This window comes from Undibacterium sp. 14-3-2 (assembly GCF_016595265.1).
GTDB classification, from domain to species: Bacteria; Pseudomonadota; Gammaproteobacteria; order Burkholderiales; family Burkholderiaceae_D; genus Undibacterium; species Undibacterium aquatile.
On sequence record NZ_JAENGS010000002.1, the window covers coordinates 384,114 to 398,899 of the forward strand.

The 14,786-nt window shown below is 49.4% G+C and carries 16 protein-coding genes; 8 read left to right on the top strand and 8 right to left on the bottom strand.

All coding sequences use genetic code 11. The annotated features are described in order from the left end of the window. Positions 1–21: 21 nt before the first annotated feature. The 3 genes from Undi14_RS06215 to Undi14_RS06225 form a co-directional block, all read right to left on the bottom strand. Entirely contained in the window at positions 22–894 is an 873-nt protein-coding gene (locus Undi14_RS06215) for a hypothetical protein (RefSeq protein ID WP_200178710.1), read from the bottom strand. An 88-nt stretch (positions 895–982) separates the two neighbouring features. Further along, positions 983–1,888 (bottom strand): hypothetical protein, encoded by a 906-nt coding sequence (locus tag Undi14_RS06220; protein WP_200178711.1) that lies wholly within the window; start codon positions 1,886–1,888, stop codon positions 983–985. Positions 1,889–2,056: 168 nt separating this feature from the next. Next, positions 2,057–2,422 (bottom strand): hypothetical protein, encoded by a 366-nt coding sequence (locus Undi14_RS06225; protein ID WP_200178713.1) that lies wholly within the window; start codon positions 2,420–2,422, stop codon positions 2,057–2,059. Positions 2,423–2,668: 246 nt separating this feature from the next. Here Undi14_RS06225 and Undi14_RS06230 point away from each other — a divergent pair, with 246 nt between their 5' ends. After that, positions 2,669–2,998 carry a laccase domain-containing protein gene (locus tag Undi14_RS06230; RefSeq protein WP_200178716.1) on the top strand — a complete coding sequence of 110 codons (330 nt, stop codon included), beginning with the start codon at positions 2,669–2,671 and terminating at the stop codon, positions 2,996–2,998. A gap of 206 nt (positions 2,999–3,204) precedes the next feature. On the opposite strand, the gene Undi14_RS06235 is transcribed toward Undi14_RS06230, so the two are convergent. The 4 genes from Undi14_RS06235 to Undi14_RS06250 form a co-directional block, all read right to left on the bottom strand. Then, complete coding sequence (locus tag Undi14_RS06235; RefSeq protein WP_200178717.1) at positions 3,205–4,158, bottom strand: amidohydrolase family protein; 954 nt, start codon at positions 4,156–4,158, stop codon at positions 3,205–3,207. 238 nt (positions 4,159–4,396) lie between these two features. Further along, positions 4,397–5,104 carry a hypothetical protein gene (locus tag Undi14_RS06240; protein ID WP_200178719.1) on the bottom strand — a complete coding sequence of 236 codons (708 nt, stop codon included), beginning with the start codon at positions 5,102–5,104 and terminating at the stop codon, positions 4,397–4,399. After that, positions 5,013–5,489 carry a hypothetical protein gene (locus Undi14_RS06245; protein WP_200178721.1) on the bottom strand — a complete coding sequence of 159 codons (477 nt, stop codon included), beginning with the start codon at positions 5,487–5,489 and terminating at the stop codon, positions 5,013–5,015. The genes Undi14_RS06240 and Undi14_RS06245 overlap by 92 nt, the downstream gene beginning before the upstream one ends. Before the next feature lie 502 nt (positions 5,490–5,991). Then, positions 5,992–6,159 (bottom strand): hypothetical protein, encoded by a 168-nt coding sequence (locus Undi14_RS06250; RefSeq protein ID WP_200178722.1) that lies wholly within the window; start codon positions 6,157–6,159, stop codon positions 5,992–5,994. On the opposite strand from Undi14_RS06250, the gene Undi14_RS06255 reads away from it, so the two are divergent. The 7 genes from Undi14_RS06255 to Undi14_RS06285 all read left to right on the top strand — a co-directional run bounded on the left by Undi14_RS06255 (position 6,152) and on the right by Undi14_RS06285 (position 12,559). Beyond that, positions 6,152–8,242 carry a TonB-dependent receptor domain-containing protein gene (locus tag Undi14_RS06255; RefSeq protein WP_200178723.1) on the top strand — a complete coding sequence of 697 codons (2,091 nt, stop codon included), beginning with the start codon at positions 6,152–6,154 and terminating at the stop codon, positions 8,240–8,242. The two genes, Undi14_RS06250 and Undi14_RS06255, sit on opposite strands and share 8 nt — an antisense overlap. 31 nt (positions 8,243–8,273) lie before the next feature. Beyond that, positions 8,274–8,675: a glutaredoxin domain-containing protein gene (locus Undi14_RS18500; RefSeq protein ID WP_200178724.1), complete on the top strand. Its 402-nt coding sequence runs from the start codon at positions 8,274–8,276 to the stop codon at positions 8,673–8,675. Between the two features lie 393 nt (positions 8,676–9,068). Further along, the gene (locus Undi14_RS06265) at positions 9,069–9,872 is read left to right on the top strand and encodes a YdcF family protein (protein ID WP_200178725.1); all 804 of its coding nucleotides are present in this window, start codon (positions 9,069–9,071) and stop codon (positions 9,870–9,872) included. A gap of 162 nt (positions 9,873–10,034) precedes the next feature. Beyond that, positions 10,035–10,568: a cytochrome b gene (locus Undi14_RS06270; protein WP_200178727.1), complete on the top strand. Its 534-nt coding sequence runs from the start codon at positions 10,035–10,037 to the stop codon at positions 10,566–10,568. 144 nt (positions 10,569–10,712) lie between these two features. Then, positions 10,713–10,862, top strand: a complete 150-nt coding sequence (locus Undi14_RS06275) for a hypothetical protein (protein ID WP_200178729.1) — start codon at positions 10,713–10,715, stop codon at positions 10,860–10,862. A 41-nt stretch (positions 10,863–10,903) separates the two neighbouring features. Next, on the top strand, positions 10,904–11,215 hold the full coding sequence (locus tag Undi14_RS06280; RefSeq protein WP_200178730.1) for a hypothetical protein: 312 nt from the start codon (positions 10,904–10,906) through the stop codon (positions 11,213–11,215). Between the two features lie 15 nt (positions 11,216–11,230). Beyond that, positions 11,231–12,559, top strand: a complete 1,329-nt coding sequence (locus Undi14_RS06285; RefSeq protein WP_200178732.1) for a ferric reductase-like transmembrane domain-containing protein — start codon at positions 11,231–11,233, stop codon at positions 12,557–12,559. 80 nt (positions 12,560–12,639) lie between these two features. Here the strand turns inward: Undi14_RS06285 and Undi14_RS06290 are convergent, their stop codons facing one another. Continuing rightward, positions 12,640–14,613, bottom strand: coding sequence for a U32 family peptidase (locus Undi14_RS06290; protein ID WP_200178733.1), 1,974 nt, complete (start codon positions 14,611–14,613; stop codon positions 12,640–12,642). Positions 14,614–14,786 lie beyond the last annotated feature (173 nt).

The window sequence follows — 14,786 nt, forward strand, 5'->3', positions numbered from 1 at the left end:
AAAATGGAGCCCGGATTGCTATTACTGTCCACCTCTTTTGATACGACTGATCAGCCGTTCCGCGATCGCTTTGCCTTCTTTGCGCACTTCGTCGCTCAGATTGGAGTCGTCAAATTTTGGTTTTGCTTCTCCACCAACCGGCACGGAAATTATTTCGGCTGTCCGCAAATATGGTCGTACCATTTCTCCGACAACCGGGTCTTTCGAAGCGATTTCCAGCGCATATCGGCTTGCACGTTGCGTATCAGCCGATATATCAAAAGTTTCAGCCTTATGGTAAGCGATATTAGTAAGCGATTTAATATCACCAGCCTGTGCATCTTGCACCACACTTTGCAGCACGTCTGGTCGGCGCACACCTTGATTAAAACTCTCCACCGCCGCACCCGCTATTTTCTGTTCTATTGCCACATCCAGAACACGTAATCGCCATTGATCCCGATCCCCGGCGATGGTTTGACAATCAGCATTTATCCTTTGATATTTTTGAGTGCGTTCAACCGTTGCAGCACGAATCCCAGGATCTTCCGATGGCGAGGAATATGCTGGATCGAGCATCAGAGTCGCGACCTTGCATTCCCACAGCTTCGCAGCGACATCCATAGCCAGTTGTCCATCATGACTGTCGAGTGTGCCGGGGTACTTGTTCCAGTCTAAGTGTCGACCAGTTCCAGGGAGTGGGGCTTGCGGTTTATTTCGACTTTCGTCTTCTGCCGTGATAGTTCTGGTATTGGTCGAAGGAGATGCTGTATTTCCGAAAGTAGCGGCAGACCGAGTATCAGGTATTTGCGTAGTCACCGATACGTCGTCCGACTGCCGAGTGATAAAAAGAAGCGCACTTCTCGCCAATAAGATCGCCAATATGGCTAAGCAAGGTCGTTGGATAGTGATCATTCTTCTTTCTTTGAATTAGATACGTTGCGATATCGTGGTCAGTTGAACGGATAAGCAAAGCTCAGGTGAAAAGGAGCCTTGCTTGATGTTACTGCTCTCTTCTTTTGATGCGACTGACCAGGCGTTCTGCGATCGCATTCGCTTCCTTGTGCACATCATCACTCAGATTAGCGTCGTCAAATTTTGGTTTCGCTTCCCCACCGACTGGCACAGAGGTCGTTTCTGCGATGTTCAGATAGGGGTGTACCATTTTTCCGACAACCGGGTCTTGCGAAGCGAGTACCAATGCATACCGTATCGCACGTTGCGTATCAGCAGATATCTCAAAAGTTGCAGCTTTGTGGTAAGCCACATCGGTAAGCGATTTAATGTCGCCAGCCTGCGCATCTTGCACGACACGTTGAATTACTTCCGGTCGGCGCACACCTTGATTAAAACTCTCGATCGCTGCACCAGCCATTTTCTGCTCTATTGCCACATCTAATACGCGCAATCGCCATTGATCCCGGTCACCTGCCACCGTTTGACAATCAGCGTTCTCCCTTTGAGTATTTTGTATCACTCTAAGCCTTGATTCCTGCATCGCCATATCTTCCGATGACGACTTCTGCGAAGCATACGCCGAGTCCAACACGCCAGCTACAAACTTGCAATTCCACAGCTTGGCAGCGACATCAAGCGCCATTTCTCCATTATGGCTATCAAGTACACGATGAATCTGGCTATCCAGTGTGCCGGGATACTTGTTCCAATCTAAGACTCGACCAATGAGTGGATTGACGGGAATTTTCTTCTGCGCATTGTCGACTGTCACATTCGCCAAGCCACCAGCACTGGCTTGGTTCGGTTCTGTATAGGTTGAACGGATTGTTGGCCGGATCTCGGGTGCCAGATTAGTATCCGATGCATCCCTTGATTGCCTTGTGACATATAAAAGTGCACTGACCGCTAAAAGAATAGCAAACAGGCTTAAATAGAGTCGTCGGATGGGCATAATTAGTCTCTCTGTCCGTTCGTGTAACACATATCATATTTTTTAGAAAAGATATCTAGCGCATCGCTATAAGCTCTTGTGTTGACGGTTGCGCAGTCTCGCCCTGGATAACCAAGTAACTCAGGAACGAATTTCAACCATAGCTGAAGATAATTGCCTAGCGCGCTACTATTTGCGCTGGCACACACTTGCATCAACGAGTCGTACATGCGGCTGGCTTGCCCTTCGCTTTCTGTTTTCTGTTTTCTGTTCCTTACATTTTGCGGCATCCGCGGCCTTTTGTTCTGCTGTACGCTTCGCTGGCGCTTCCGAACGACCGCCGTCACTACCGCCGCCGCCATCGCCATTTGACGGCGAGAGATCGGGCATCCCATCCCACCCGCATGCAGCAGATTGGTGACCGTCAGAGCAGTCTGTCTGATCGGAGATAACCACCGTGCCTCCAACATTTGCCCATGCGCCTGGTGCGTATTGAATGACGCAAACAAACAGCGCTGACGATACCATTGCAGGAATGCGGCTACTTAGCGGCATCTCTTTTTATGCAAAATAGACTTATTTTTTAAAATAAGTTAATCAATAAAAGTGATCATTTGATATTTACAATTACCAAAAACACATTTTTATTGTTGCACAAAATCAATTAAATTTAAGTTTTTTGTGGTAATAGTTACAATTTTGACTCACTTTAGAAATTAATTTGACTTATTGGATTATCTATTAGCTAATTCCGACTAGCGAAGCAAAACTGGGTTATTGATCAATATCAACTTCTGCAAGATGAGTACTTGGCCTGACCGTATCTACCTTCCAGCGTTTTTGCTGAGTAACATCCAGACTTTATCAACGTACGTCACGAAAAGCAGTCGTGCTTCACCCATGCAGCTCACAGGAAATAAAGGAAGCGTCTTCGGGGAAACATGCAGTTGCCATCTGGATCTGAATGCGATTGCCGTCATCGAATTACAAAAAGCAGGTTTGCGGCATATCGACAAAGGCCATTCCTGCACACTATGCAGCAGCCATACCGATGGCAAATTCCTGTATCGCAGCTACCGTCGCGGCGACCGCAATTCCCATCAGCATTCTGGGCTGGTGATACTCCCGTAATCAGCATTTTCAGGGGAGTATCTGCGTTTTTCGCCTTATTGTCAGCGTAAAACAAGGGGTTTTAAATATACTCCCCCCGAGTATATTGAAGGCATCAAAACCAATTCCGGCATACATCATTGCTCACGAGCGACCTAAGTCGTTCCGTTGCATGACCTCTTTATTCACACTTTTTTTGTTTATACCCGTCTATCTAAACGCATCGTTCAGCGCGGCTTGCCATAAACGCGTTCTGCATTTTTCCAGGCGATCATTTGCGCTTGTTCATCTGGCAGTTGGCCGAGAATATGACGCCAGCGACTGACGATGTGGCCGTATTTATCCCAGCGAAAATCTTTGTGGGCATCGGTGGCAAACATAAAGCGTGTCGGAAAACGATCAAGCAAGGCGCGCCATTCAGGAAGAATCACGCCACAATCATCAATCATCGCGCCGCCAAGTTGCGCAGATTTTTCTTCGCTGCTGAGGCTGCGCTGGTCTTTTTCTGTTTTCGACAAGCTGATGATGAGGTTCTCATGTTGTGACAACACCGTTTCTACCTGCGCCGCCGAGCCAAAGCCAGCGTGCGGCCAGATAAATGTCAGTTGCGGAAATTTTCTGTATAAGGCGTGAAACGCAGGCCAGTCGCGGTTCCAGTTATACACTTCCCAATGCGTCATCACCGGTGCCTGCAATGTTTGCAGCTCCTGCATCAGTTGCAAGACATTCGGTTTGTCAGCGGAAACGTAACGCTCCCCGCTGGCAGTTTGTTCACCATGAGATTTATCGCCATGCGCAAACATGATTTCGCCGACAAACTGATACGGCCCGTCCCGTAACCCGGACAAAGTCTGACGCTGATACAACGCTGACACATCGCCCCTCAGATCAAACCATTTGGGCGTACCGATAATAAATTTCTGCGGAAAATTTTTCTTCAGCGCCAGAACATCGCCGTCACCATTGCTTTTACCTGTGATGCGCCCGAACAGTGCCATCCCCTGCACACCCGATTTATCCATCTTCGCCAATACCTGATCGTACATTCCACGATCAATCTGCGCCATCGCATCAAACAAGACACCATGATATTTAGCAGATTTTTCTTCGGATTCACACATCGCCAGCGCGGAAACAGAAACGCTGAAACCAGCGATCACAAGCACAATACGTTTGATCATGTTGAGGCAAGCTTTCAAAAAGGGTAGCAAGCGAACTTCAAAAGTAACTGTGATGTTGGCACAAAACACCCTCATCGTCGACGCTGATGCGTGTAGTCAGAACGGGGGAAACAGTATGAGAAATATGAGGCAGAGATTTTTCATAGGCGACGAATTGAACGCTGAGCAATCAAAAAAACAAGTCCTTGAAAAACGTGCCGTCGTCATGAAATGATGCCATTCACGGCGTTCAATTATCTCAGATCAGCACCGATTGCACTGGCCGCCGCATCGACGATGCCATTTTGGGGCCGTGGCCAAAACGCACCACCAGATCAGGTCTGCGCGGCGCGATACCAAGGAAATTGGCAAACTGGGGGCGCAATGCAGACACCTCGACCGGCTGATTTAAAAATGCATTACGTATATCCAGCGCAGAAGATTGCAGCGCAAAGCGTTCATAGCAGCGCCCCACTGCCAGCCAATCGGCAGGGCTGCTGCCATCGGCAACGAACACCGCAATCCCCGCTGAACTGCGCACCTGTTTCGCATATTTATCGTTCTCGCTTTTGGGCGTGAAAAACAAATCAAATAAAACGCTGCCCAACGACGAAGGCAGCGATGGATTGCCGGACAAGGCCGAGTACAGCCCATCGCCCATTTGCATCGCATCATCCGCATTAAAACGCATCCACTTCTTCAGTTCTGCAATGAAAGCATGATCCTGCATCTGTGCGGTATTGCCTTGAACAACGTATTCCAGCACATTCTCCATCGCTGCCCGCTGCGTCAGCAAGATCAGGCGCACACCGTTGCCACTGCCAGCGCGCTGCAATAAATCGAGTTCCTGTGTCGTCAAGGGTTTGCCATCGTAATCAGTACGGGTACTCTGACGCGCAGGAATAGCCTGAAACAGCGGAGAAGCTCGGTTCCAGCGATAAGCGCAGTGCGTTCCCCACCGCTGCATCAACGCTGCTGTGCGCCATCAGCCCATGCGCCAACGCTGCCTGCGCCAGATTTTCTGCGGCACAACCAAGCGAGACGAAAAGATGATGATCATCCGGATCAACCGCCGGACATCGGCGCGAAAAATCCGGCAGTATCGAAATCGCGTTGTCGTCGATATGAAATTTCCAGCATTGCGTATTGTGACTCGACGGTGCCAGCGTCGCATAGCGCACCAGCTCACGCAAGAGCGCCGCTTTTTCATTCGACATCGCCGCACTGTGCCGCCAGAGTTCGCGACTCGCAACGTCGTAACGCCCCTCTGCTCCCGAAGAACACGACGCCAACGTCGTCAAACCGCCAACCGCAGCCAGCGTCGAAAGTGTAAATGCCCGCCGGGAAATCATGTTCAATTCCTTTGAGAGATAGCCAAATGTTGACGTTGCAGGAAATATCGCCAGTGACGGCAACACCAAGCAAAAACCTTAGTAAACCTGCTGGATGCATCATTGTTATTCGCTATGTATTTACGGAGAAACCTGCACGATTGGCTAGTAAAACTAAGCACACAAGACATAGTTCAAACTATTAATTATCGTAGACTCAGTTCATTTATAAATTATGGTGATTATTCTCACAAAAATTAACATTAAAGCAATTTATTATTCATGCGACAATATTTAACTTCTATTAACTAATATAAGAAAAAATCAAATGATTCGTCGTTTGGCAATAATATTTGTATTTTTTACTGGCGTGTCTGCGGCTTATGCCGAAGGAAACGAATACAACGATTACGTTACTTGTGACGCTGGTTGCTACGGCCTTTGTGGTTTGGAGGGCATCTCCCAAGCAAAATGCAAACGTATCTGTGGCTGTTAAGATTTTAAATTGAATTTTGCTGGACTATCAGCGTTTCTTCGCTGCTGATAGTCCATAAAAACCACCTAGTTGAGAAGGTCGCATCATAAAAACACCAGCACTATTTTCGCTCGCAATCATTTCTGCGATTCCGTACGCAACGCCAATCTGGGCGAGTGAGCCGCCAACACCGCCGACATCTGGAGATGTGATCATCAATGGCAGTTATACTGATATTGAAGCACGACGTGACTTTGTGGCGGGCAAAATCATTATTGGACGTAAACGCATTCAAGAAAGTGGCTTACAGAATGTCGAAGATCTATTAAAACGTGAACCCGTCATCACTGTTGGTAAAGATGGTCGCATAGGCTTGATGGGCTTGCCCGGCTACACTCAGATACTGGTTGATGGCATGCCGCCGACAACGGGGAAAGATATCAATGAACTGGATCTGGTTCGTGTCGAGAAAATTGAAATTATTAAATCGGCTGTCGCGGAGTTCGGACCATTCGGCATTGCCGGCACGATTAATGTAATTACCCGAAAAATAGAGCGGAAAAAGACAGAACAATTACGCATCGGTACAAACAATGCCGATGGCAGACTTAGTGGCGATTTTTCTTATTCAATCAACCAAAACGAAACTGGCTCGCCGCTGAGTTTCAATGCACAAATTTCTGCGTATCGCCGTTCCACGGCAACCGACAGTAAGCTGGTACAAACCATTCGCCGTTCTGGGCTGGCGACGCCGGCTAATTACAAAGCTTCCGTGTTTAATTACAACCAGAATTCTGACTTTTCTGCGAACGGCGCTGTCGAATGGAAGGCAAATACACGTAACACAATTACCTTCTCCCCCGGCATCAGCAGCACTAATTTTGATCAGGGTAGTGCGGAATACAAAAACTATGCGGATGGAAATTCACGCCATTTGCAACAGCGAACAACCGGCCCCTTCGTATTTCTCGGTCTGCCGCTCAACTGGACTTATACACCAACCGACAATAGTGAACTGGTGCTGAACTGGAATTCCAATCGCATACGCTCCCGCTCAGAAATGCATCAGTCAGAAACGATCTCTCAGCAAGCAACGACGTTCCGCCAAAGGAATGAAACCAAAGACATTGATTCAGACTTTTTACGTATCAACTACAAAGTCAGTTTGCCGGATCAACACGATTTCAAGGCAGGCGGGCACATTGGCTACGGCAGAAACAGCAATGAATTTAATAATCAGATCAATGGTGCTCCCGACGCCAGCCTCGACGCATTAGGACAACGGCGCAACATCCGGCAAAATCAACGCCGCCTTTTCATGCAAGATGACTGGCACCTGAGCAATGAACTTGCACTGAATGCTGGCTTATCATTTGAAGATCGCACTATCGACATTAACGAAGGCAAATTCCATAGCGAGGCACACTATCATTTGTTTTCGCCATCAGTTCACATCGCAAAAAAAATCGATGGCGATGAATCGCGGCAATTCCGGATCAGCCTTGCACGTACATATAAAGCACCGACCCCGGATCAGCTCAGCCTGAGGCCAACGATAAATCCATTAGCAATGTGTGTCGCCAAAGGATTTTGCGGCATGAACGGCATAGAAACGCCAGATACTGCCGGCAATCCCGGCTTACAAGCTGAGCGAGCACTTGGATTCAATTTATCTTACGAACATGGCATTAGTGCTGAAAGCCAGTTCAGTGTCGAACTCTATTCTCGTGCAATTGAACGCCTGATTGGCACTGACATCGCACTAGAAACGGTACCATGGTCGACCATGCCAAGATATGTCGCCCGTCCGGCGAATCTCGGGAGTGCAACAGTACAAGGTGTTGATATGGAAATGCAATTATCGATGCGCGACATTTGGCAGCAGGCGCCTAAGCTTGAAGTTCGAGGCAGTCTCGGTTTTGCACGTTCACAAATCGATCGCTTGCCCTCCCCGGATAATCGTTTAGTAGATCAATCGCCATGGCGCGCAAAATTTGGGTTGACGTATTCAGCAAAAGAATGGCCCTTAAAACTCAGCGCAGACATTAACTGGACGCCGGGCGATTGGGTGCGTAGCAATATATCTCAGCGCATTTTTTACGCCAACAAAATGAATCTGAGTGCTAATGCTTCGTGGAAATTTACCTCCAACGTAAGATTTTTTATCACTCTCGATAACCTATTGAACAGAACATCGACACGTGTCGATGAATACGCCATCAATGATGAATTAGTAAGGCTCCAAACAAATAAAAGAACGCCCGCCAAGATTGGCGCGCGTTTGGAAATTAAATTGTAATTATTGGCACTCTGCAGAAAAGGATGAACAAGTGAAAAAACAAATCAAGAATTGGATTGTCAATATCGTGCTAATGGCGCTCACTGCAACCGCTGCGGTCGCAATAGGAAGCAATTTACCGCATCTCATCAACACTTGGCGCGGCCCTGTTAAAAGTGGCGATTTTTCATCCCATATAGAGAACATGCCTTATCGCCTGACTTTATATGGGACAAGTACGTGCCCGCATTGTCACTCAGCCCGTGCATTTCTGAAGCAATCGGGCATCGCTTACAACGACATACTTATTGATCAATCTGCAGAGGCAATGACGAGTTTTAAAAAGTTAAAACAAGAAGGTGTGCCGGTATTAGTTTCAAAAAATAAATTAGTTGCTGGTTTTGATGAGAAGGCTTTTGACGCGATAATCAAGAGTCAACTCACTGATAAATAAACTGCTCAATAGATAAACATCTGATTTTTTAATTTACATCTATCGTTATTTCATTTTTTAATGAGGAGAAAGCATGAAAAAATATATTCTCGTATTCATTAGTTTTACCTTCCTGTCTGCATTATCGTCTTATGCGTTTGGAATCAAAAAAGATTGCTACAAACGCTGTATGAAGGAGCTAGACGATAAAGAAAGGTGTGAAAGAATTTGCAAAGACGACAGTGAGTAAATCAAGATAAGAATACGTTCCGTCGGTTCGACAACTGCAGGCTGCTTGCAACGACCAAGCAGCACGCGAATGTTTGACAAGCGAACGAAATTTGTTCCGGATGAAATAATCGACGCGGCGTGCTAAGGTCTCACACCTCTGCTGTTGTCTTTTTTAAATACGCCATGTCTGCCAGTGTTCTACGTCAGTTATTTTCCGTCTTCACTTTATTGATCGCCGCGCTGCTCGTCGTTGATGCGGTTTTTCTGATGTCCACCGGGCTGGTGAATTTCGGCGTGGTGCTGCCCCTGTGCATCGGTTGCGGGCTGATGGTCTTACGCTGGAAATGGCAGCAATTCGGGCGCTGGCGTTCACAAGGTGTGTGGCGACAGAAAGTCTGGACGCTGGCGCAGTTGCTGGCTGGCGCGTGGTTGCTGAGCCTGATTCTGTTTTTCATTTTTTTACAACGCACCAATGATGCCACCGGGCTGACCAACAAAAATACGGCGGCGGTCAAAGCCATCATGGTGTTGGGCTCGGGTTCATTGAAATGCAGTGCATCGCCAACGCTGTCGGCGCGGCTGGATCTGGGGCTGGAATGGGCGCGGCGTTTGCCTGCGGCGAAGGTGCTGGTGACGGGTGGAAAAAACTGGACGCTGCCGTGTGCCGAAGCGCAGATCATGGGCGATTACCTGCGCGCGCATGGGCTGGCGGCCGGACGCATCATTCAGGAAGAACGCAGCACCACGACGTATGAAAATCTGTTGTTCAGCCAGCCTTTGCTGGAAAAAAATGCGGTGACACCGCACGATGGAATAATCATCGTCAGCAGTGATTTTCATGTGCTGCGGGCACGCATGATTGCGCGTCGGCTGGGTTGGTCGTCGGTGCAGACGGCCGGCGCAACGACGCCGCTTTACATACGTTATAACGATTGGCTACGCGAATACTTCTCATTCATCAAGGGCTTTTTACTCCGCATGTATTGATGCAGATCATAGCTTTGTACTGGTCATACCGCTGACGGGTCGGTTAGTATGAATCACCGCCGCATGATGCCGGGTTGACTGGATGCCATGCGCTATGCTTTCATTCCATTTCTTTTCCCCAACCCGCTGTGTTTTCACAGTGTTTCACCAGGTACAAAGAATATGCAAACTTCACGTTATCACCCACTCTCGGCAGCCTTACATTGGCTGATGTTCATTCTGATCGCCGTCGCGCTCGCAGCAATTCAGGTCAGAGAAGATATTCCGAAAGGCGAGCCTTTGCGCGACACGTTGAAGTCGGTGCACATGCTGGCAGGACAACTGGTGTTTTTATTTGTACTGGTTCGTCTGGCGCTGCGCTTAACCTTCAAAGCACCGGCCGCTTTACCGGGACCGCGTTGGCAAACCGGTAGTGCACATCTGGTGCATCTGGTGCTGTATCTGATGATGCTGGGTTTGCCTTTGAGCGGCGTGCTGTTTTATCAGGCGGGCGGACGCGATGTCAGTTTCTTCGGCATGCTGTTGCCGCAACTGATCGCACCGAATCCTGAACTGAAAAGCAGCATCAAGGAACTCCATGAAACCGTGGGCGAAGCGATTTATTTTGTGGTCGGCTTCCACGTTCTGGCGGCATTGTGGCATCACTTCATCGTCAAAGATGGCACGATGCTGCGTATGCTGCCGTGGAAAAAGTGAAGCAGAACACAACGGCATCGATAAAAAGACATAAATATGTCGTGCTGAATGCCCGGCATAGAGTAAAAACGGGGGAGTATCTTCGATTTTGCCCTTATTCTCAGCGTAGAATAAGGGCGTCAAAATATACTCCCCAGTAGTATATTGAAGCAACAATCTACAGTAACAACCGCCGCTGCCGGCGCCAACAATGCCGCAGACGATGTCGTTGGCGAGATGCTGCAATGCTCAGCGTCGTGCATCAACGCAGGCATCAATGTCCGGCAAAATCCGGCGACCTTCAGCCCGCTTTAGCGGCGTCGCCACTGGTATTAAAAAAATTCAAGGCACTCTTCATGGCTACACCTCAAGCAAAAAAAGATGGCTCACCGCATGCGTGGGTCTGGCTTATTTTTTTCGGCCTGCTCGGCGCTTACGATTTGTACAATGCCTGGAAAATGCAGTTACTGCCGCAGGCGCTCACCGGTGCCGCCTTTATCCTGTTTGCCATTTGCACGTTCAGGCATCGCGGCATTTTCCAGTTTTCAACCCGTACCGGTGACGCATCGCAAGAGAAGCCCGGCCTGCTCTGGAAAGCCATGTATTACAGCGCAACGTTGCTGATGATTCTTGGCTTTTCTATGAAGCAGGGCTGGCTGAAAGTCTGATGCTGAAAGTTAACAATGAAAAATATTCAAAGGATATATCTGCTGCTCATCGCGCTGTTGAGCGTCTTGTGGCTGCTCGCCGATACGGTGCTGAGCGACCCTTATAATTTCTTTACCTTACGTACTTCTGTCATGAATTACACCGGCATTATCGGCATCGGTGTGATGAGTATAGGCATGCTGCTGGCGATACGACCGGCGATTGCGGAAAACCTGCTGGGCGGCCTGGATAAATCGTATCGCCTGCATAAATGGCTGGGCATCACGGCGTTAGTGATTGCCGTTATCCACTGGCTGTGGGCAAAGGGGCCGAAGTGGATGGTCGGCTGGGGCTGGCTGACGCGGCCAGCGCGCAAACCAGCAGCAGAGCAGACCGTGCCCTTATTTCAGTTTTTTCAAAGCCAGCGTCACTTTGCTGAAGAGATCGGTGAATGGGCGTTTTACGCGATGGTGCTGTTGATAGCTCTGGCACTGATCAAACGTTTCCCGTATCGCTATTTCTTTAAAACGCATCGCTTGCTGGCGATTGCATATCTGGTGCTGGTATTCCATTCCACGGTACTGATGAAGTACACCTATTGGGATCACCTGATCGCGCCGCTGATGGCAGTCCTGATGGCGGGTGGCACCATCGCTGCATTGATGTCGCTGTTCCGTAAAGTTGGCGCGCAACGGCAGGCAGTCGGTGCGATCGAAGAGATTCAGTATCACACCGATAATCGCGTCCTGAAAGTGGTGATCAATCTGAAAGACCGCTGGAGTGGCCATGTTGCCGGTCAGTTTGCGTTCCTGACGTTTAACACGAGTGAAGGCCCGCATCCGTTCACAATTTCTTCGGCCTGGAATGACGATGGCAGGCTGACGTTTCTGATTAAAGGCATAGGCGATTACACCGCAAGCTTACCGGCAACATTGAAAACCGGTGATCTGGTCAAAGTGGAAGGCCCGTATGGACGCTTCGCCTTTGACGATAATAAATCGCGCCAGATCTGGGTTGCCGGTGGCATCGGCATCACCCCGTTCATCGCCCGTATGCAGTCACTGGCAGAGCAGGCCGACGCACGTGAGATCGATTTGTTTTACAGCACGGCAGCACCGGATGAAGGCTTCATTGCCAAGGTGCAGGCCAGTGCCGACAAAGCTGGCGTGCATTTGCATGTCTTACGTTCGGATGCCGATGGCAGACTGAACGCGGATCGACTTTGCACAACGGTTCCGGCATGGACATCCGCCAGCATCTGGTTCTGCGGACCGAAAAATTTCGGTAAAGCGCTGCGCCAGGATATGCTGGCAAAAGGCCTGTCTGGTAATGACTTCCATCAGGAATTATTTGATATGCGCTGATCCAGCAAAGGTATAAAAAAAGGCTGAACATGTTCAGCCTTTTTTTACGCTTAATGTAGCCTTAATGCATACCGTAAAGACTAGTTTGCCGCTGGCCGGGTTTTGTGAAACACCATAGGGCTGTAGGGCACAGACGATGGTGGCGGCGATTGCAGTATGTGTTTTTTCATCGCGCCTATGATATGCATTTCGCAGGGCTTGCAATCAAATTTGAGCGTGTATTTTTCATCGCCCGTCACCAGCGTCATCGGTTCAGCTTTAACCTGACCCTGCACGCCCTTCACGCCTTTCGCCTGTTTCGGGCACAGATTAAATGAAAAACGCAGGCAATGTTTGGTGATCATCAGCGACACCTCGCCTGCTTCTTCATGTGCTTCATACGCGGCAGCGATCAGTTGTACGCCATGCTTTTTATAGAATGCCGTCGCTTTGCTGTTATACACATTCGCCAGATAACTGAGCGTGGTTTCAGGATAAGCGACCGGCGGCTCCACTGCCGGTGTGCGCGGCTGGCGTGGCCATGCCGCGACCCGCGCCGCCTCATGCGCAGCAACCGCATCACGGCGCAAGGCATTGATGACAGAGGAAGGAACAAACCACGGCTGGCGCAAACGCAGATCAACATTCGCCGCTTCAAACATGGTGTTGCCCAATTTGGCGAGGCTGTCGCGCAGCGATGCTTCAGCTTTGTCAGCCTGCTGCGCCGGTTCCAGCGCCAGCACCGTGTGCACTGATGAAGTGACACCATCTTCATCATGCATCGTCAGCGTCAGGCCATCCGCATCATCGTTGAGCGTCAGCCAGACCGGCACGCGGCGCTCTGCTGATTTTTTGGTCAGTGCCTGTTCCCAGCGCTGATCGCGATTACGATTGATCAGCATGCCGACCTTCAAGCCGACCAGCTCGCTGACTTTTTCATTCGGAGAAATGCGCCAGACGTCGCCATTCTCATTTTTGCCCATGTGCTCGACGGTGTTCGCCTGTATGCCCATCACTTCGCGTTTGTGCATGTAGTTCAAGCCATCGCCGTTCGCCATGGGCTCATTCGCTTCGATCTCAAACCAGGTGGTGCCGATGCGCGTCACATAACCGAGATGCAGGCCGACATATTTCGGCGAATCAAACGCGCCGATATTATCGAGGCGTCCGTTGGCAAAATAATCGGTGTGACCACGATGGAAATTTTTATCAACATCCGGGGTAAACGCGATCTGACTATGGCCGCTGGAACTGCGGGTAAATTCCGGGCGGCGTTCTAAAATTTCATCAAGCAAGATACGATAATGCGCGGTGATATTTTTGACGTAGCCCATGTCTTTGTAGCGGCCTTCAATCTTCAGCGATTGCACACCCGCATCCAGCAGCGCTTCCAGATTACGGCTCTGGTCATTGTCTTTCATCGACAATAAATGTTTTTCATACGCCACCACCCTGCCCTCGCCATCGGTCAGGGTATAAGGCAAACGACAGGCTTGCGAACAATCGCCACGATTGGCGCTGCGGCCATTGTCGGCATGCGAGATATAACACTGGCCGGAAAAAGCGACGCACAAAGCGCCGTGTACAAAATATTCCAACGGTGTTTTCACTTCGGCTTTGATCGCCTTGATCTGTTCTATCGTCAGTTCACGCGCCAGCACCAATTGCGAGAAACCGACATCGCCGAGAAATTTTGCTTTCTCCACACCACGGATATCGCACTGGGTACTCGCGTGTAACTGTATCGGTGGAATATCAAGTTCGAGTATGCCCATGTCTTGCACGATCAGCGCGTCGACACCCGCGTCGTACAATTGATGGATTTGTTTGCGCGCCGGCTCGAGTTCGGATTCATGCAATATAGTATTCATGGTCACAAAAATACGTGCATGGTAGCGATGGGCAAATTGCACCAGCCCGGCGATATCACTGAGTTCATTACTTGCATTGTGGCGCGCACCAAACGACGGGCCGCCGATATACACCGCATCTGCGCCATGCAGGATCGCCTCGCGCCCGATATCAACATTCTTGGCGGGGGATAAAAGTTCAGTTTGATTAACGAGCAAGCTCATGGCGGTGACCGGTGACGAAGGAAGGGCGAAATTATAACGAAATCAAGGGCTTATGTCCTGAAGCAGCGTTTTTTCGCAGCTAACGATAAGGAATTGGCATAGGTCAGAGCGAATCTGTCATAGCTTGCAGGCCGTCCGCAGACTGTTGCTGCCTGCTGCATTCCTCTACAATG